This window comes from Mesorhizobium sp. MC2-1-1 (genome assembly GCF_057597255.1).
The window spans coordinates 2,039,258-2,057,218 of record NZ_CP195205.1; the positions used below are offsets into that span (position 1 = coordinate 2,039,258).

Consider the following 17,961-nt stretch of genomic DNA (forward strand, 5'->3'; position numbering starts at 1 on the left):
GCCCGCATGCTCAGAGCGGGTTTTCGGCGTAGAATTCCAGTACGCGTTGCTTGAAGCTCTTGTCGCCGACCGCGAGCATGTGGTCGCGGCCTTCAATGTGAAAAGCTCTTGCGTTGGGCATCAGGGCGGCCAGCTCGTCGGGCGAGCCGGCGATATCGTCCCTAGTCCCGACCGCAATCAAGGTCGGCTGGGCAATGCGCGCGACGTCGTCCTCGCCCATGGATGCGCGTGAGCCGACGATACAGACCGCAAGCGCCCGCCGGTCGCTCCGCGTCTGGTCGGCGAAGGCGCGAAAGGAGCGGCCGCGCGCATGGCCGATCGCTCCGGGATCCTCAGCCAGGAGTGCATCGGCAATCGGATCCCAATCGCCGACGCCGTCGACAAGACCGATGCCGAGCCCGCCGAGCACCAGCGTCGCTACCTTGTCCGGATCGGACAGGGCCATGAATGCCGATACCCGCGCGCCCATCGAATAGCCCATCACATGCGCGCGCTCGATGCCGAGATGGTCGAGCAGCGCGGCGGCGTCGGAAGCCATCCTGGCCGGCGTGTAGTCGGCTTCGTGATAGCTCTTCGATGACGAGCCATGGCCGCGATTGTCGAAGGCAATTGCCCGGTAGCCCGCGTCGTTCAGCGTCTTGAACCAGCCCGGCGACACCCAGTTGACATAGTGACTGGAGGCAAAGCCATGGATCATCAGCACGGGATCGCCCTGCCCCGAGGCCGGCTGACGATCGAGATAGGCGAGATCGAAACCCTCATGCGAAAAGAAATCCATCGGCGGAACTGCTTCTCAGTTGGAACTGGAGCCGATCGCCGGATGGCGCAGAAGATCGCCTTCCTTGATGCCGTCCCTGGAGGCCGTGCCTGCCTTCAACTCGAGCACAAAGCGCACGGGCTGTCCCGGCGAGATGATCGCTTCGGATTCGGGCTCGCCGCGCCTAATGGCTTTGATCCTGCCGTCCTCGCCGACAAAGACGAGGTCGAGCGCCATAGGCGTGTTTTTCATCCAGAATTCGACCTCTGCGGTTCTTTCGAAGACGAACAACATGCCGTGGTCGTCGGCCATCGTCTGGCGAAACATCAATCCGGCCTCGCGTTCGGCGGAAGTATCGGCGATCTCGATGGAGAAGGAACGGTCGCCCGAGCCGGTCGACACCACGAGCGGCGTCCGATCGATGGGCAGCAGCATCGCATCCGCCAGCCCCGGCTTCAAAGCGCTGAAATAGGCAGTGAAGATGATCGCGGCACAGAGCGCGCCCGCAGTCAGCCAATTGCGATGAGCCATGGAGTACCTCGTCCAGAGCCTCGTCCTAGACCATCATCCGTACAAGTGGAACAGGTTTTCGGAGGAGATTTGCCCCCCGGGGCAAGGCCATCGCGACCTAACCGGGAAAGACTAGTGTGAGATCGACAAGGTACCCATATCGGGATGGATTTCGGCGGCCATGAGGCCTTTGTCGCCGCGTCCGAAGCGGACGAGCACGACCTGGCCTGGCCTGAGCTCGGTTATGCCGTAGCGCCGCAGCGTCTCCATATGGACGAAGATGTCTTCCGTCCCCTCGCCCCTCGTCAGGAAACCGAACCCCTTGGTGCGGTTGAACCACTTGACCAAGGCTCGCTCGAGACCGCTTTCCGGATTGACGGTAACGTGGGTGCGCTGTTCCTGTTCTGCCGGATGGACAGCCGTCGAGGCATCCATGGAAAGGACCCGGAAAGCCTGCAGCCCGCGCTCGCCCTGTTTCACCAGGCAAACGACACGCGCGCCTTCGAGCGCCGTCTGGAAGCCGTCCCTTCGAAGACAAGTCACATGGAGGAGAATATCGCCCGAGACACCGTCGTCGGGGAGAATGAACCCGTAGCCCTTGGCCACGTCGAACCATTTGATAGCGCCGGCGATTTCGACAAGCTCGGCGGAGTCGCCGCCATTGTCTCGCTTCAAGGCGTCGTCAAGGCTTCCGTCCCGCCTCGTGAAAGAGGCTTTTTCCCCCATAAGAATGCCCCCCTTTTCAAACTGCACCGCTGCTGATTCTTGCCAAGAGAATAACACTGCGGCTTCCGGGGTGTGCAAGGGCTGACGTGCCTTTTTTCACCGTTCAGCACCGGAAAGCCTGAAATGTTGTTTGCCGGGGCTTCCGGAAGCCGAATGGAAAGGTGCGAAATTGACGGCGCAGCCCTTATTGTCGGGCGATTGCCCTTTCGCCGGGTGGCCCCTATGTTGCCCCGCAACCCCAACACTCCGAGGAAGCCGCCATGCGCTATCTGCACACAATGGTCCGCGTCGCCGATATCGACCAGTCGCTCGATTTCTACTGCAACAAGCTCGGCCTGAAGGAAGTGCGCCGCTATGAAAACCAGCAGGGGCGCTACACGCTGATCTTCCTCGCAGCGCCCGAAGACGAGCAGCGCGGCATCGATGAAAAGGCGCCGCTGGTCGAACTGACCTACAATTGGGACCCGGAGGACTACAAGGGCGGCCGCAATTTCGGCCACCTAGCCTATGAGGTCGACGACATCTACGCCACCTGCCAGAAGCTGATGGACAATGGCGTGACCATCAACCGTCCGCCGCGCGACGGCAACATGGCCTTCATCCGCTCGCCGGACGGCATCTCGATCGAGCTCCTGCAGAAGGGCCCTGCCAAGGCAAAGGCAGAACCATGGGCCTCGATGCCCAACACCGGTGTCTGGTAAGCGGCGATCAGAGCCGATTTGAGCTACGGCCGGTGGCGTTTCGCCAGACCTTGCCTATCTATCGGGAATTGACGCCAGCCTCATCCAAGCTGGCGTTTATTCATCCGCTGGAGAATTTCATGCCGACAAGCCGCGCCGATATCCCCACAGAACATGCCAGCCGCTACCTGCAGCAGCTCTGCAAGCACTGGTCGCACAAATTCCCGGTTGAGTTCGACCCACGGCACGGCGCCATCCAGCTTTCGATCGGTCGCACCGTGATGGACGCCGACGATCATGTGCTGCATGTCACCTTGGCTGCCGATGACGAGGCTTCGCTGGGACGGCTGGAGACGGTGGTTGCCGACCACATCAAGCGCTTCGCCTTCCGTGAGGAATTGGCTTTCGACTGGAAAAAGGCCGCCTGAAACTGGGCGATCAGGTGCCGGCCTTGCCGGCCATTTCGAGCAATGCCAGCACGCTGCGCCAGTTGCGCGCCGTGCCCGGCACTTTCAGCGTACGCGGGATGAGGTTCGCGAATACGGATTTGCCAAGCCCGTCCGGCGCGTGGAGGTAAAGCACGTCGTTCTTGATCTGGAAGCGTTCCGGGCCGGTGCATTTGTCGGCGAGCCGCTGCGCCTGCTCCTGCGTCGGCTCGCGCTCCAGCGCATAGGCATGAAGCTTGGTCGGCTCGCCGGTGACCTCGGGATAGGGGTTGTCCTTCACCAGCCGCTCCAACCAGCTGGCGTCGCGCACCATGATGCGCGAACTGAAGCCCCACTTCTTCTCGAATTCCGCTTCCAGCTCGCTGGCCAGCGCAAGCGCGTCCTGCTTCTTCGCCCGGAACACGACGTTGCCGCTCTGCACATAGGTCGAGACATCGGCGAAGCCGAGGCTTTCGAAGAAGGATTCTGAGCTCCGCCATCTTGACGATCCGGTTGCCGCCGACATTGACGCCGGAAAACAGAGCGACGAAGACCATGTTTTGTTTTGCGCTCAAATGATGAACCCCGCCAGCGTCTCGTTGTCGGTGATGTCCTGATACTGGACGCCTTCGGCGTCGAAATTGGCCTTCAGCAGGTCGAAATTGCGCCGGTCCTTGGTCTCGATGCCGATCAGCACCGAGCCAAAATTGCGCGCCGACTTCTTCAGGTACTCGAAGCGGGCGATGTCGTCGTCGGGACCGAGCATTTCCAGGAAATCCCGAAGCGCGCCCGGCCGCTGCGGGAAGCGGATGATGAAATACTTCTTGAGCCCCTCGAATCGCAACGCCCGCTCCTTCACGTCCGGTAGCCGCTCGAAGTCGAAATTGCCGCCGGAGACGACAGCGACGATGGTCTTGCCCCTGATCTCCTTGCGCGAAAAATCCTTGAGCGCGTCGATCGCCAGCGCGCCGGCCGGCTCCAGCACGACGCCCTCGACATTGAGCATCTCGATCATGGTGGCGCAGAGCCGGTTCTCCGGAACCAGCCGCACGGCGTCGGCGGGGAAGTCCTTGAGGTGGCGCAGCGGCTCGCGGCCGATCTCGGCTACCGCGGCGCCGTCGACGAAATTGTCGACCTTGGCGAGCTTGACCCGCTTGCCGCCGGCAAGGCTCTCGGCGAGGCTCGGCGCACCCGCTGGCTCGCAGAACACGAAGCGCGGTTCTCGATGCTGGTCTGCGAAATAGTGGGTCACCCCGGCGGCGAGGCCGCCGCCGCCCACGGGCAGCATGACGATGTCCGGCACGCGCCCGCCCGGCATCTGGGCCGCGATCTCATAGGCAACCGTCGCCTGCCCCTCGATGATGTCCTTGTGGTCGAAGGGCGGCACCATATGCGCGCCGGCGTTTTCGGTGAATTCGATGGCGGCGCGGTAGCAATCGTCGAAAAAGTCGCCGAACAACCTGATCTCGACGAAATCGCCGCCGAACAGCCGCGTCTTGTCGATCTTCTGCTGCGGCGTCGTCACCGGCATGAATACGACGCCTCGCTTGGCAAAATGGCGGCAGACGAAGGCAAAGCCCTGCGCATGATTGCCGGCCGAGGCGCAGACGAACAGTTCCGCATTGTTGCCGGCGGCAAGCGCCTTGCGGAAGAAGTTGAAGGCACCCCTGATCTTGTAGGAGCGCACCGGCGTCAGGTCCTCGCGCTTCAAAAGGATGCGGGCTCCGGTCTTCTTCGACAGATAGTCGTTTTCCTGCAGCGGCGTTTCCGGAAAGATTCCGCGGATCGCCTCGGCGGCCACGGCAACGCGGGCGGAAAAGCTGTTCACCACAAGTCCCTCTCTTTTGACACCGGCTACCCGCGCCGGGAAAGCCAATGGTCCGCGCGGAAAACCTTCCTGACGCCGTTTTGGCTTTCGCGCAACACTGCGGTGACGGTCGCCCGGCGCGAAGCGGATTTCCGCTGTATACGACTTACTTTGGCCGCACTTCGCCTGTCCGGGAGGGTTCGCGGAGGTGGACGGCCAATCTCGGCCGGGGTGGAAGTGCAAGTGGAAGTGTCGACGTGCGGTTGAAGACGATCTTGATCATTGCCCTTGCGCTGCTTACGGCAGGCTGCGCGGGTCATCAAACACAGGAAATCCTGGGCAGCGTCGTCGTACCGACCCAGGCGACCGAAATCGCGGGCAACCATTCGATCTTCATCGCCACCACCCGTAAGCCGTCCAGCGACCCCAACAAGATTTTTGACGGCGAACGCTCGGCGACGTTGAATTATGCCCGTGTCAGCGTCACTGTTCCGCCCGTTCACCAGGCAGGCCAGATCGAGCGCCGTTCGCGCGGCAAGTCGGACGACCCGACCAAGTACTTCATGGCCTCCGAAGTTGTCGGCTACGACACGCAGCCGAAATTCGCCAGCGCTCTCAATGCCGACATCGCCGCCCGCGGCGGCCGCGTGATGGTCTTCGTCCACGGTTACAACACCGGCTTCGACGATGCCGTCTACCGGCTGACCCAGATCGTCCATGATTCCGGCTATCCGGGCACGCCGGTGCTGTTCTCCTGGGCTTCGGGGGCCAAGACGACCGACTATGTCTATGACAAGGAAAGCGCCGCTGCCGCCCGCGACCAGTTGGAAGTGACGCTGAGGATGCTGGCGCAGACCGGCGCCCGGCGCATCGATATCGTCGCCCATTCGATGGGAACCTGGGTGACGATGGAGACGCTGCGCCAGCTCGCCATCACCGGCGACCGCGATCTCAGCGGCAAACTGGGCGATGTGGTGCTTGCCTCGCCCGACATCGACGTAGACGTCTTCAAGAGCCAGATGCGCCGCTACGGCAAACCTGACAAGCCCTTCATCCTGCTCCTGTCGGATGATGACCGGGCGCTGAGGCTTTCCGGGCTGATCGCCGGCTCGCGGCCGCGCGTCGGTGACTACAGGGATGCCGCCGACCTCGCCTCCTATGGCGTCACGGTGGTCGACCTTTCCAAGGTCAAGGGCAGCGACAGCTTCAATCACACCAAGTTCGCCGACAACCCCGAGCTGGTGAAGATGATCGGCCAGCGTCTGCGCGAGGACGATGGCTTTGCCAGCGATCGCGACGTCACCGACCGCATCAGCCAACTGGCGACGCAGTAACCGCATCCGCGCGGTTTCCGCGTCGCATTGACTTTGAACTGGACCCGGCAGCCCTCTGGCCTTATCGGAATAGCCGAGAGGTTTGCCACCCTTGGGGGCTCCAGGTGATCGTGCGTGTTAGGATTGTGCTCGGCCTTGCCATTGGGCTCGCCATCAGTGGCTGCGCTGGCCAGGGCGCGCATGACCTTCTCAACCGCAAGGTGGTCGCGGCGCCCGCCTCCGACATCGCCGCCAGTCACGAGATTTTCGTCGCCACGACCCGCCGGCAGGCGACCAAGGACCCACGCCAGGTGTTCGACGGTGATCGCTCGCTGACGACCAGCTATGCCCGCGTCGATGTCACCGTTCCGAAGCTCCACCAGGTCGGCGCGATCGAACGCGCCAAGGGCTCGGCCGACTCCAACCCCGCCAAGCAGTTCACGGCCACTGACGTTCTCCACTATGGCGACGCGCAGCAATTCGCCAAGGCGGTCGGTGCCGACATCTCCATGCGCGGCGGACGCGCCCTGGTGTTCGTGCACGGCTTCAACAACGGTTTCGACGACGGCATCTACCGGCTGACGCAGATCGCGCATGACACCAACTACCCTGGCACGCCGGTGCTGTTCTCATGGGCGTCGAGCGCCAAGGCGACCGGCTACATCTACGACAAGGACAGCGCCAACGCGGCGCGCGACGACCTCGAAGCGACACTGCGCATGCTCGCCAAGACGCGGGTGAAAAGCATCGATATCATCGCCCATTCCATGGGAACCTGGCTGACGATGGAGGCGCTGCGTCAGCTCGCCATTACCGGCGACCGGGATCTCGGCGGCAAGCTCGGCTACGTCATCCTCGCTTCGCCCGATATCGACGTCGATGTCTTCAAGAAGCAAATGATCCGCTACGGCAAGCCGGACAAACCCTTTGCGATCCTGCTTTCAGGCGACGACCGGGCGCTGAAGCTTTCAAGCTTCATCTCCGGCGACAAGCCGCGCGTAGGTGACTACGGCAACGCGGCCGATCTCGCAAACTATGGGGTGACGGTTGTCGACCTTACCCGGACCAAGGGCGGCGACGGCGGACTGAACCACGCCAAGTTCGCCGACAACCCGATCCTGGTGCAACTGCTGGGCAACCGGCTGCGCACGCCGGCCGGCCTCGCTTCGGACGAGCCCGACCCGACGCAGCTCAACAATATCGGCCAGGGCCTCGGCCAGGCGGTCGGTTCGGTCGCCGAAGTGGTCATCACCACGCCGTTCAAGGTGCTGACCATCGCGACCGGCGGATGACTTGCGCTAGATAAAGAGGTCGACCTTTTGAAACGTGGTCACATCCACCAGGCCGACATCCGAGAGTCCTTAGCTCCGGAATGACCACCAGCGCCAGCAGCGAGTGCTGCATATAGGCGTTGTTGAGCGAGCAGCCGACCTTGCGCATGGCCTCGGTCAATTGCTCGGCCTTCGCCGCGACGATCTCGGCGCGTTCGTCGGACATCAGGCCGGCGATCGGCATCTCGACAAGCGCAAGCTCCACGCCCTTGGAATAGAGCACCACGCCACCGCCCACCTCGCTCAGCCGGTTGACGGCCAAAGCCATGTCTTCCTTGTTGGTGCCGACGACGATGATGTGGTGCGCGTCATGCGCCACGCTGGACGCCATCGCGCAGTCTTCCACATAGCCGAAACCGGACACGAAGGCATTGGTGACGCCGCCGGTGCCGCGATGGCGCTCGACCAGGGCGATCTGGCAGATGTCGTTGCGCCGGTCCATTGCGACGAGCCCGTCCTCGACGGGGAGGTCAGCCTCCAGCGCCCGCGTCGGCGCCTGGTTCTCGATCACGCCGATCACCCGCGCCCGCACCTCGTTGGCGCCTTGCGGAGCGGCGATATCGAAATCCACGGCCTTGAGCTTCTTGCCGAGCTTGACGGTGTTCTTCGCCGATTGCGGATAGTCATAGGCTGGAATGTCGATCTCGAGCTTGCCGGCCCTGGCCAGCCTTGTGCCGCGGCCATAGACCTCGTCGATGGTCATTTGGGCGAGATCGGAGACGATCAGCAGGTCGGCCAGCCGGCCAGGCGCGATGGAGCCGATCTCGCGTTCCAGCCTGAAGTGCTGCGCGGTGTTGAGCGTCGCCATCTGGATCGCCGTCACCGGCTTCAGCCCCTGGCTGATGGCATGCCGCACCACCCGGTCCATATGGCCTTCATGCACGAGCGTGCCGGAATGGCTGTCGTCGGTGCAAAGGATGAAGTTGCGCGGGTCGATGCCGCCTTCGGTCACCGCCTTGATCTGCGCCGCGACGTCATACCAGGCCGACCCCAGCCTCAGCATCGCCTTCATGCCCTGGCGCACTCGGGCTATCGCGTCGTCGGCTCGCGTGCCTTCATGGTCGTCCTCCGCCCCGCCGGCGACGTAGCCGTGGAACGGCAGGCCGAGATCGGGCGAGGCATAGTGGCCGCCGACAGTCTTGCCGGCCTTGACCGTCTCGGCGATCTCGCCCGACATCACCGGATCGTTGGCGGCCACGCCCGGGAAATTCATCACCTCGCCGAGCCCGATGATGTTTTCCCAGGTCATCGCCTCGGCCACATCGGCGACCGTCAACTCGGCGCCGGCATGCTCCAGCCCCGGCGCAGACGGCACGCAGGAGGGCATCTGCACATGCACGTTGATCGGCATGGCAACGGCTTCGTCATGCATCAGCCGCACACCCGGTAGCCCAAGCACATTGGCGATCTCGTGCGGATCGATGAACATCGAGGTGGTGCCGTGGGGGATCACCGCGCGGCAGAACTCCGTCACCGTCACCATGCCGCTTTCGACATGCATATGCGCGTCGCAAAGCCCAGGCACAAGGTATCGCCCGCCGGCGTCGACGACCTTTGTCCCCTGTCCGATGGCGTGGCTGGCATTTGGCCCGCAATAGGCGAAGCGGCCGGCGGCGATCGCGATGTCCGTGCCAGGAATGATCTCGCCCGAATGGACATTCACCCAGCGCCCGTTGCGTATGACCAGGTCGGCCGGCCTGCGTCCCATCGCGACATCGACGAGATGCGTCGCGACCTCTGTCCACAGCTTCGGTTTTGCGGCGCTTGTCGGCTTGGCGTTCGTCATCGGCTGAGTCCTCTACATGGGCCACTTTGGCAAATGTCGCTCGCCGTAGCCAGTGCGTCAGGTCGTAAACCACTGTTGCACAGATGCAATTCCGTTTCACGCCGAATGGGACTAGTGTGTGCGGCGGAGTATTCGGAACCGCCATTTCGGAGCGCTCGATGCGTCGACTGACGCTTGCCAGTGCCGTGTTTCTTGCCTTGCTGCCCGGGTCTGCCTGGGCGGCCGATCTGGGCGCGGACGTGCCGATGACGGCGCCGGGGTTCGACTGGACCGGCTACTATGCAGGCATGCAGGCCGGCTACGGCTGGGGCCGGTCCGACATCACAGGCAACGATGGCGGTCCGTTTTCGGCGAAGCCCGACATCGACGGCGGTTTCGTCGGCGGTCATGTTGCCGGGCTTTGGCAGTTCGATCAGGCCGTGCTCGGCGCCGAGGCCGACCTCAACTATGCCTCGATCGACGGTACCGCCGACGCCGGCCCGGCAAACACGTTCGGTACCGACGTCAAGTGGTTCGGATCGGTCAACGCCAAGGCCGGTTACGCGGTGGATCGCCTGCTGATCTACGGCATTGGCGGCGTCGCTTTCGCCGGCATCGAAACCTCGCAGGTGGCAGCCACGAGCTATGCTCGCACCCGCGCCAGCACCGGTTGGACGCTCGGCGCCGGCGTCGACTACGCGTTGACCAACAATGTCGTCGTCGGCGCGCAGTACCGCTACTACGATTTCGGCAAGGAGCACTTCGATGCTTCGGACACCTTCACCGAGCGCGACCAGGACGTGAAGCTGCAGACGCTCGGCGTGAATTTCAGCTATAAATTCTGAAACTTGCGACCCCCGCGCCAAAGCTGAAGCCCATCTTGTGCCATGTATCTTAAGTCGGCCGGCCGGCGCCCAGAAGGGCTGGGGAATGGGTAGGAGCCTGACGGACGTCGGTCTCGGCGGATCATTGCGCCGCGTAAGGACTCCAGAGATGACGCGGCGAGCCGTCATTCCGCGCTCGCGCCGCCCTACCCTGGTGGAGCCGGACGCGGCGACACATGCCGACGGGCCGGCGAGGGTCAGTATCCGCCAGGAATCGTCCTTCTCCTCGGCATGGCCGCCAGGCACTCCTCCAGCCGCCGAAGCCGGGCTTTTTGCCAACGCAGCGTGTGCGCCACCTCGTGCAGGTTCCATTTGGCCTTCGAATTGGCGGCCTCGATAAGACCCCGCTCGAGCAGATCGATCTCACATCGCAGTTGCCGCGCCTCCGTCTCCCGCAGTCCTCTAATCCAGCCCGCCCCGCGCATGGTCTTTCACCATCAAAAGCCAGACTGATAGTCGCAGACAAACGCTAATGAGATCGGTCTGGAGAAACTCTCATTTTAAGTATTACTAATGTTGCATTGGCATCGTTGGCGGGTGCCGGCGGCCCGCGCAAACTGCGCCCGGTCCGAAACATCGCTTGACGGCTCATATCAGGCGTCTGAAAAGGGCACGCCTGCGGACGTGGCGGAATTGGTAGACGCAAGGGACTTAAAATCCCTCGATCTCTGATCGTACGGGTTCGATTCCCGTCGTCCGCACCACCTCTCCGGGTTTCGGGCTCGGCCCCGGACGGCTGGACGAGGGAAGAACCATCGCAGGCCTGAACGGCCAGCCGCGCGCCTGCGCATCGCTTCGCAATTGCGCCAGCCGCCAGGAGAAACCACAAAGACTTTCGCCGCTTTCTCGGCGCAGAGGAGTTCGTTGGCTCATGCCTTGATCGGATTGAGCTTCAGGTGCTGGATCAGGATGATCGTCTTGGCGTCGACGATGCGGCCGTCGGCGATTGCGGCCAGCGCCTCGTCCAAGGGTATTTCCAGAACCTCGATATCCTCGCCCTCCTCGGGCGCGCCGCCGCCGTCGGAAATGCGGTCGGCCGGTGAATAGCGCGCGGTGAAGAACCAGAGCCGTTCCGTCACGCTGCCCGGGCTCATGAACGGCGCGAACAGCCGCTCGACATCCTTCAAGCGGTAACCAAGTTCTTCTTCCGCCTCCTTGCGAATGGCGGTTTCGGGGTCGTTTTCGTCCAGCAGCCCGGCGCAGGCCTCGATCAGCGGCTCGCGGTGGCCCACGGCGTAAGCCGGGAAGCGGAACTGCCGCACCAGGAGCACGGTCGAGCGACGCGGATCGAACGGCAGGATCACCGCGCCGTCGCCGCGGTCATAGGTCTGGCGGACCTGCGTCTCCCACCGCCCGTCACGGCGCCGATAGTCGAGCACTGTCTTCTTCAGCACTGCCCAGTCGTCCGAAAGGACCTCTTCCGAACGGATGCGAACGCGATCTTCCATGACGGCCTCCGTGTTGGCGGCAATGGGTAGCGGCGAAGGGCGACACGCGCAATCCTGGAAACCCACTGGTCCAGCGCCGGTTTCACCGGCTCGTGTCTGGCGCGAAGCGCCGCGACTGCCTAGATAGCGGTATCTCTCCAGGAGCCCTTTCATGACGTCATCGCTTTTCCAGCCGATCACCCTCGGCGGCCTCACCTTCCCCAACCGCATCGCGGTGGCTCCCATGTGCCAGTATTCGGCCGAGGACGGCTCCGCCAGCGACTGGCATCTCTATCACTGGATGAACCTGGCGATGTCGGGCGCCGGCATGGTCACTGTAGAGATGACCGATGTCGAGCGGCGCGGGCGCATCTCGCATGGCTGTCTCGGCCTCTATTCGGACGATAACGAAGCGGCCGCTAAGCGCACTCTCGACGCTGCCAGGCGCGTCGCCGCGCCCGGCACGAAGTTCGGCGTCCAGCTTGCCCATGCCGGCCGCAAGGCCTCAAACCGCAGACCCTGGGAGGGCGGCGGTCCTTTGCAGCCCGGCGAAGATCCCTGGCAGACGGTTTCGGCCTCGGCCATCGCCTATGACACGGGCTGGAATGTGCCGCATGCGCTGGAGGATGATGAGATCCTGCAGCTCATCGCCCGTTTCGCGCAGTCGGCGGCGCGCGCCGAGCGCGCGGGCTTCGACTTCGCCGAGTTGCACGCCGCGCATGGCTATCTGATCTTCCAGTTCCTTTCGCCGCTTTCCAACCAGCGCACCGATCGGTGGGGCGGCTCGCTTGAGAACCGCATGCGCTTCCTGCTCGAAATCGCAAGGGCGGTGAAGAAAGCCGCCCCGACAATGATGCTTGGCGCGCGCCTTTCGGTGAAGGAATGGGTCGACGGCGGTTTCGACGTCGAGGACGCGATCAAGGTGGCCAAGGCGCTGAAGGCAGAGGGCGTCGCCTATCTATGCTGCTCCAGCGGCGGCAACTCGCCCTTGCAGCAGGTGCCGCCTGGGCCCGGGTACCAGGTGCATCTGGCGGAAGCGGTGCGCAAGGGCGCCGGCATTCCGACGCGCGCCGTGGGACTGATCGACAACCCGGGCCAGGCCGAGGCGATCGTCGCCGATGGTCGGGCCGACATGGTGGCGCTGGCGCGCGCTTTCCTGGCCGATCCGCGCTGGGGCTGGCGCGCGGCGGCGACCTTGGGCGAGGAAATCCATCCCGCACCGCAGTTGGCGCGTTCGGTGACGACGATGCGACATTGGATGAAAGCCGCCGGCTGAGCGGGAGGTATCAGGGAGCCTGAGACGTTTGGGCGCAGTCCCCTTGCCACAACTGAAACCAAATTGGCCGCTTTACGTTGGCGGCCATGATAGACAGCAAACCCTTTGAAAAGCCCGTGGTGGTCGAGCTCGGCCATGTCGGCAAATATCGCCAGATAAGCAGCACCCGCGAGGCCGCAGAGTGCCTGATGACTGTTTGGCCGCTCAATCGCGGCGAGCGCCATCGTGATGCTCTGGACACTTGCCTCAAGGCCCTGGAAGGATATCGTTCGACAGCGGACGCACGCCGCGCCCTTGTCGAGGCGGCCAGGGAATCTGAAGTACTGGTTCCCGAAGACAGGTTGCCCGACGGAAAGCTGCACTGAGCAGGCTAATTAACTGGAGGATTTCATGGCGAAGCTGACTTACAAGATCGTCGAGCATGATGGTGGCTGGGCCTACAAGGTCGGCTCGACGTTTTCCGAGACTTTCCCCACGCACCAGGAGGCGCTGCGCGCCGCCGAAATCGCCGCGTCCGAGCAGCAGGTTGCAGGCACCACCGACGGTATCCAATACGAGGACGCCGAAGGAAAGTGGCACGACGAACTCGCCGACGGCCGCGACCGCCCTCAGACCGAAGTCTCCGACTGATTTTTTTTGCGCACCCGCGACCGACGATGCCCGAGCCTTCATGCGGGCCGCTGGTGGGTGCCCAGAGCAATTCCAGTAAGATTGCGTAGCGGTTAGGCTCGGCGACTGCGAGGCGGCGGAGGCTCGATCCTTCCCCAGTCCGCGCAAAGGTCGCCGAAACTCACTTCACGCCCACCAAGGCGCGGGCGGCGATGCGCCGGATGAAGGCAACGACCCGCTCGGCTTGGACGAATTGCGGCATGTGACCCAGGCCTTCGACCCGTTCGAAGTCGAGACCGCTGATCTTGTGCAGCATCGGCTCGCCGTGGACGGCCTCGCCGATGACCCGGTCGTCGGTGCCGAACAGAATGCCTGCCGGCATCGCTATTTCGCGGTAGCGCTTTTCGATCCGGCCAAGATCCTGTTCCACAGCCACGACATCTGTCGATGTGGCGAAATAATGGGACGGGCGCAAGCCGAGCCATCCCCCGCCGGCGACCATGTAATCCGGGGGAACCGCTTGCGGCGCGAAGATGAACCTCAGCGTCGGCTGTGCGTAGCGAAGGCTAAGTGGGATCGCCACCGTAAAGGCCAGAAGGCGCCGCAGCAGGCGTGAGGGAACATAGAGCAAGTCAAATTGCTGACGCGTCCTGGCTTTCAGATGCGTCAACGGGGAGAGCAGCGCGATGCCGGCAATGGCCGTCGGATGCTCGACCGCAAGCGCAAGCGCGATGGCGCCGCCGAGCGAATGGCCGACGATCAATGGTCGTTCCAGGCGCAGTTCCTCGATGAAACGCCGCACGACGTCGGCCTGTTCGGACAGCCCGCCGGTGGCGCCGTTTGCACGAACCGAATAGCCTGAGCCCGGCCGGTCGAGCGCGACCAGCCTATTGCCGGCGCCGAAAAGTCCGAACAGCGTCTGCCGGAAATGGTGCAGTTGGGCGCCCAACCCGTGCAAGAAGATGATCGGACGTCCCTCGCCTTCCTCGACATAGTGGATGCGGTTGCCGTCGATCTCGACGAACTTTCCGCAGGCCGGCACCAGCCTTTCGGCCTTCGCCGCGATCCTCCAGGTCGCGAGCATCAGCGCGAGCAGGACGAGCACTGCCACGACGAGCAAGGCGGCGAGCAGCCACCAGACAATCGATATCAGCATCTTTCACCCCGGTCCGACCGACCGCACCATATCCACCACGACCGCCGCCACAAGCGCGTATCCGGCTTTCGCATTGCGGCCGGCCTCAGGCCGCGTTATCTCAGGCGACCTTCTTGCGCCGGAGCCCGCCATGCCTGAAATCGTCACCGCCGCCATGCTCGTCATCGGCGACGAGATTCTCTCCGGCCGCACCAAGGACAAGAACATCGGACATCTCGCCGACATCATGACGGCGATCGGCATCGACCTGAAGGAAGTGCGCATCGTCCCCGACGAGGAGGACGAGATCGTCGCTGCGGTGAATGCCGTGCGCGCCCGCTATAGCTACGTCTTCACCACCGGCGGCATCGGCCCCACGCATGACGACATCACAGCCGACTCGGTGGCGAAGGCCTTCGGCGTGGCTTGCGAATACGACGCCAAGGCCTATGCGTTGCTCGAAGCAAGTTACGCCCAGCGCGGCATCGAATTCACGGAAGCGCGCAAGCGCATGGCCCGCATGCCGCGCGGCGCCGACCTCATCGACAACCCGGTCTCGGTCGCGCCCGGCTTTCGCATCGGTAACGTCCATGTCATGGCTGGCGTGCCATCGATCTTCCAGGCCATGCTCGACAATGTCGTGCCGACGCTCAAGGCTGGCACCAAGATGCTGTCGGCCACGGTACACTGCCCGTTTGGCGAGGGTTTGATCGGCGGGCCGCTGGCCGACATACAGAAAGCGCATCCCGACACCATCATCGGCTCCTACCCCAAATATGGCGACGGCAAGTTCTGGACCGAGCTCGTCGTCCGCGCCCGAAGCGAGGAAGCGCTCGAGGCCGCGCGCAAGGACGTCGAGGCGATGGTGGCGGGCTTCGCCAAGGCAGGCTGACCTGCGGAACCCGATTGGGTTTACTGACGTTTCTGGGCTAGCCTGTTGAGGGCCAAGGCGTTGCCGGGCCGGCAGATTTGAGGGACGTCATGCGCTTCAAGACAATCGTCGCCATCTTGCAGAACGAACAGGACGCCGAGCGCGTTCTCGATTGCGCCGTTCCGCTTGCCGAGAGATTCGAAAGCCACCTCGTCGGCATCCATGCCGAGGCGCTTCCCGTCCCTTACACATCGGCCACCGGCTTCCCGGATGCAGAGTTCCTGCAGGTCTCGGCCGAGATGAACAAGGAGCGCGCCGACAAGCTGCAGGCGTATTTTCTGAAACGGGTCGAAGAGTCCGGCCTGTCTTTCGATTGGCGAAGCCTGGAAAGCTTCTCCGGCGATAGCGCGCTGAGCGGCATATCGAGCGTGCGTGCAGCCGATCTGGTTATCGCCGCGCAACGCGACGCCGCCGGCGACCCGAGCGCCGATGTCGACACACTGGTCTACGATGCCGGCCGGCCAGTTCTGGTCGTACCCAACGCCGGACCGCTGATAACCACCTTCAGACGTGTGCTCCTTGCCTGGAACGGCAGCAAGGAAGCGGCTCGCGCGGCTTTCGACGCCCTGCCTTTCATCGCCGAGGCCGACAAGACGGACATTCTCGTCATCGACCCGCCCGAGACGCCGGACGAAACTCCTGAAGCGGCCGGCGCCCAGATCGCCGCGGCTTTGTCGCGCCATGGCGCCAATGTCAGCGTTTGCGTGCAGAGATCGGACGGCACCTCGGTCGATGATATCATCCAAGCCAGGATAACGGAGTCCGGCGCCGATCTTCTGGTGCTGGGCGCCTACAGCCATTCCTGGCTGCGCCAGCTCTTGTTCGGCGGCGTCACCCGCACCGTTTTGCGAACCACGAACGTGGCTGCTTTCCTGTCGCGTTGAGCATGCCGGCCGTAAGGGGGACGCTGTTCCGGGTTGAGCTGGCGCCGTCACGCCGGCGCCACCAAACCCGAAGGGCATAGGTCGAAATTCGTTTGAGCGCGGCGCCCAAGTCCACAGCGATCGCCTGCTCCCGCCCTTGCCAAGCCTGGCGCTTTCCGGCTAATTCCGCCTGCATTCCACCGAATTTGCGCGCCATGGCGCGCCTTGCGGAGTGCGCGAACCATGTCCCTTCCCGAAAAAGCCTTTCCCGTCTCCTGGGACCAGTTCCATCGCGACGCCCGCGCGCTTTCCTGGCGGCTTTCCGGCGCCAGCAAAGGACAATGGAAAGCGATCGTATGTATCACCCGCGGCGGACTGGTGCCGGCAGCCATCATTGCGCGCGAGCTCGGCATCCGCGTCATCGAGACGGTTTGCGTCGCCTCCTACCATGACTACACCAGCCAGGGTCAGTTGCAGGTCCTGAAGGAGATTTCGCCTTCGCTGCTTGCCGATGACGGCTCCGGCGTGCTGATCATCGACGATCTGACGGACACCGGCAAGACGGCCGCCATCGTGCGAGCCATGATGCCGAAGGCGCATTTTGCGACCGTCTATGCCAAGCCGAAGGGGCGGCCGCTGGTCGACACATTCGTCACCGAGGTCAGCCAGGATACATGGATCTATTTTCCGTGGGACATGGGTTTCACTTACCAGAAGCCGATCGCCGACGATCATGCCGGTTGAACAGCAGCGAACGCAGACGATCACCTGGCTGAGCGCCTGATATCTACCAGAGAACACGCCTCGAAGGCGCACCGTGTAGTCGTGCCGATGAGCACAACTACTTTGTAAGTCCGACCTTTTCTGGTGTCATTTCCCGACAGGGTGAAGTTTTTTACTTTTAAAGCCCACAATTCGCCGTAACCTCGTAAGGTGGCAAATGATTCTGGGGGCTTCTTCTCATGTTGACGAGGCCGACAACGCACAATCAAATGGCTGAAAGGGTCCGGCGACTCTTCGGCACGGCGCCTTGTCGCCTGCAGGTTGCCGCCTTGCCTTGGCGTGAAGGCGAGAACGGCATCGAGATCATGTTGATCACCAGCCGCGACACCGGGCGTTGGGTTCTGCCGAAGGGTTGGCCGGAAGCCCGGGAACCGCTTTGCGAGGCGGCCGCCCGCGAGGCCGGGGAGGAAGCCGGATTGCGCGGCACCGTCTCGCATCTTGAAGCCGGCCGCTACTTCTATGCCAAGGTCCTTGGCTCCGGCGAGGAAGTGCCCTGCGAGGTGCTGGTCTTTCCCCTGCATGTCGACCGAGTCGCGGATCGCTGGAAAGAGAAGCGCGCGCGAACGCGCAAGTGGTTTGGCGCCATCGAAGCCGTCCAAATGGTCAATGAGCCCGACCTTAGCCAGATCATCGATGGCTTCTGCGCCGCTTTGCACAGATTCGGCTGATCGTCAGGCACGGTCGAAGGGCTCGCAGCAATTGCCGACCGGCCCAGCCGCGATCGGTGCTGGATCGGTCA

General features: G+C 63.3%; 19 protein-coding genes, 1 tRNA gene and 2 pseudogenes. 13 read left to right on the forward strand and 9 right to left on the reverse strand.

Annotated elements, in window-relative coordinates:
- Nucleotides 1-10: 10 nt before the first annotated feature.
- The 3 genes from ACR64R_RS10295 to ACR64R_RS10305 all read right to left on the reverse strand — a co-directional run bounded on the left by ACR64R_RS10295 (nt 11) and on the right by ACR64R_RS10305 (nt 1,993).
- Nucleotides 11-778, reverse strand: a complete 768-nt coding sequence (locus ACR64R_RS10295) for an alpha/beta fold hydrolase (RefSeq protein WP_487361524.1) — start codon at nt 776-778, stop codon at nt 11-13.
- 15 nt (nt 779-793) lie between these two features.
- Nucleotides 794-1,288 (reverse strand): DUF192 domain-containing protein, encoded by a 495-nt coding sequence (locus ACR64R_RS10300; protein WP_487361525.1) that lies wholly within the window; start codon nt 1,286-1,288, stop codon nt 794-796.
- Between the two features lie 111 nt (nt 1,289-1,399).
- Complete coding sequence (locus ACR64R_RS10305; RefSeq protein ID WP_487361526.1) at nt 1,400-1,993, reverse strand: cold-shock protein; 594 nt, start codon at nt 1,991-1,993, stop codon at nt 1,400-1,402.
- 260 nt (nt 1,994-2,253) lie between these two features.
- Here ACR64R_RS10305 and gloA point away from each other — a divergent pair, with 260 nt between their 5' ends.
- Both gloA and ACR64R_RS10315 read left to right on the forward strand, forming a co-directional pair.
- A complete protein-coding gene (gene gloA, locus ACR64R_RS10310) occupies nt 2,254-2,694 on the forward strand; it encodes a lactoylglutathione lyase (RefSeq protein WP_487361527.1) in 441 nt (146 codons plus the stop codon).
- A gap of 119 nt (nt 2,695-2,813) precedes the next feature.
- Nucleotides 2,814-3,101 carry a DUF2218 domain-containing protein gene (locus ACR64R_RS10315; protein WP_487362410.1) on the forward strand — a complete coding sequence of 96 codons (288 nt, stop codon included), beginning with the start codon at nt 2,814-2,816 and terminating at the stop codon, nt 3,099-3,101.
- A 10-nt stretch (nt 3,102-3,111) separates the two neighbouring features.
- Here the strand turns inward: ACR64R_RS10315 and ACR64R_RS10320 are convergent.
- Both ACR64R_RS10320 and ilvA read right to left on the reverse strand, forming a co-directional pair.
- Nucleotides 3,112-3,673, reverse strand: a pseudogene (locus ACR64R_RS10320) (DUF1697 domain-containing protein).
- The gene (gene ilvA, locus ACR64R_RS10325) at nt 3,670-4,926 is read right to left on the reverse strand and encodes a threonine ammonia-lyase IlvA (protein WP_487361528.1); all 1,257 of its coding nucleotides are present in this window, start codon (nt 4,924-4,926) and stop codon (nt 3,670-3,672) included. Before ilvA ends, ACR64R_RS10320 begins: the two are co-directional and overlap by 4 nt.
- Before the next feature lie 257 nt (nt 4,927-5,183).
- Between ilvA and ACR64R_RS10330 the strand changes: the two genes are divergently transcribed.
- Both ACR64R_RS10330 and ACR64R_RS10335 read left to right on the forward strand, forming a co-directional pair.
- Nucleotides 5,184-6,239: an alpha/beta hydrolase gene (locus ACR64R_RS10330; RefSeq protein ID WP_487362411.1), complete on the forward strand. Its 1,056-nt coding sequence runs from the start codon at nt 5,184-5,186 to the stop codon at nt 6,237-6,239.
- Nucleotides 6,240-6,343: 104 nt separating this feature from the next.
- Nucleotides 6,344-7,510: an alpha/beta hydrolase gene (locus ACR64R_RS10335; RefSeq protein WP_487361529.1), complete on the forward strand. Its 1,167-nt coding sequence runs from the start codon at nt 6,344-6,346 to the stop codon at nt 7,508-7,510.
- A gap of 6 nt (nt 7,511-7,516) precedes the next feature.
- On the opposite strand, the pseudogene ade reads toward ACR64R_RS10335, so the two are convergent.
- Nucleotides 7,517-9,335 (reverse strand): annotated as a pseudogene (ade, locus tag ACR64R_RS10340) (adenine deaminase).
- A 158-nt stretch (nt 9,336-9,493) separates the two neighbouring features.
- On the opposite strand from ade, the gene ACR64R_RS10345 reads away from it, so the two are divergent.
- Entirely contained in the window at nt 9,494-10,159 is a 666-nt protein-coding gene (locus ACR64R_RS10345) for an outer membrane protein (RefSeq protein ID WP_487361530.1), read from the forward strand.
- Nucleotides 10,160-10,395: 236 nt separating this feature from the next.
- On the opposite strand, the gene ACR64R_RS10350 is transcribed toward ACR64R_RS10345, so the two are convergent.
- Nucleotides 10,396-10,623 carry a hypothetical protein gene (locus ACR64R_RS10350; RefSeq protein WP_487361531.1) on the reverse strand — a complete coding sequence of 76 codons (228 nt, stop codon included), beginning with the start codon at nt 10,621-10,623 and terminating at the stop codon, nt 10,396-10,398.
- Between the two features lie 193 nt (nt 10,624-10,816).
- Here ACR64R_RS10350 and ACR64R_RS10355 point away from each other — a divergent pair.
- Nucleotides 10,817-10,902 (forward strand) — tRNA-Leu (locus tag ACR64R_RS10355).
- Between the two features lie 165 nt (nt 10,903-11,067).
- Here the strand turns inward: ACR64R_RS10355 and ACR64R_RS10360 are convergent.
- Nucleotides 11,068-11,646: an NUDIX domain-containing protein gene (locus ACR64R_RS10360; protein WP_487361532.1), complete on the reverse strand. Its 579-nt coding sequence runs from the start codon at nt 11,644-11,646 to the stop codon at nt 11,068-11,070.
- A 151-nt stretch (nt 11,647-11,797) separates the two neighbouring features.
- Here ACR64R_RS10360 and ACR64R_RS10365 point away from each other — a divergent pair, with 151 nt between their 5' ends.
- From ACR64R_RS10365 to ACR64R_RS10375, 3 genes are all read left to right on the forward strand, one after another.
- The gene (locus tag ACR64R_RS10365; RefSeq protein ID WP_487361533.1) at nt 11,798-12,901 is read left to right on the forward strand and encodes an NADH:flavin oxidoreductase/NADH oxidase; all 1,104 of its coding nucleotides are present in this window, start codon (nt 11,798-11,800) and stop codon (nt 12,899-12,901) included.
- 86 nt (nt 12,902-12,987) lie between these two features.
- Nucleotides 12,988-13,266 (forward strand): DUF982 domain-containing protein, encoded by a 279-nt coding sequence (locus tag ACR64R_RS10370; RefSeq protein WP_487361534.1) that lies wholly within the window; start codon nt 12,988-12,990, stop codon nt 13,264-13,266.
- Nucleotides 13,267-13,291: 25 nt separating this feature from the next.
- On the forward strand, nt 13,292-13,531 hold the full coding sequence (locus ACR64R_RS10375; RefSeq protein ID WP_487361535.1) for a DUF2188 domain-containing protein: 240 nt from the start codon (nt 13,292-13,294) through the stop codon (nt 13,529-13,531).
- 160 nt (nt 13,532-13,691) lie between these two features.
- On the opposite strand, the gene ACR64R_RS10380 is transcribed toward ACR64R_RS10375, so the two are convergent.
- Nucleotides 13,692-14,666, reverse strand: coding sequence for an alpha/beta fold hydrolase (locus ACR64R_RS10380; RefSeq protein ID WP_487361536.1), 975 nt, complete (start codon nt 14,664-14,666; stop codon nt 13,692-13,694).
- Between the two features lie 130 nt (nt 14,667-14,796).
- Between ACR64R_RS10380 and ACR64R_RS10385 the strand changes: the two genes are divergently transcribed.
- The 4 genes from ACR64R_RS10385 to ACR64R_RS10400 all read left to right on the forward strand — a co-directional run bounded on the left by ACR64R_RS10385 (nt 14,797) and on the right by ACR64R_RS10400 (nt 17,890).
- Nucleotides 14,797-15,537, forward strand: a complete 741-nt coding sequence (locus tag ACR64R_RS10385; RefSeq protein ID WP_487361537.1) for a competence/damage-inducible protein A — start codon at nt 14,797-14,799, stop codon at nt 15,535-15,537.
- Between the two features lie 89 nt (nt 15,538-15,626).
- Nucleotides 15,627-16,460: a universal stress protein gene (locus tag ACR64R_RS10390; protein ID WP_487361538.1), complete on the forward strand. Its 834-nt coding sequence runs from the start codon at nt 15,627-15,629 to the stop codon at nt 16,458-16,460.
- A gap of 222 nt (nt 16,461-16,682) precedes the next feature.
- Nucleotides 16,683-17,183: a xanthine phosphoribosyltransferase gene (gene gpt / locus ACR64R_RS10395; protein WP_487361539.1), complete on the forward strand. Its 501-nt coding sequence runs from the start codon at nt 16,683-16,685 to the stop codon at nt 17,181-17,183.
- A gap of 218 nt (nt 17,184-17,401) precedes the next feature.
- Nucleotides 17,402-17,890, forward strand: coding sequence for an NUDIX hydrolase (locus tag ACR64R_RS10400; protein ID WP_487361540.1), 489 nt, complete (start codon nt 17,402-17,404; stop codon nt 17,888-17,890).
- Nucleotides 17,891-17,961 lie beyond the last annotated feature (71 nt).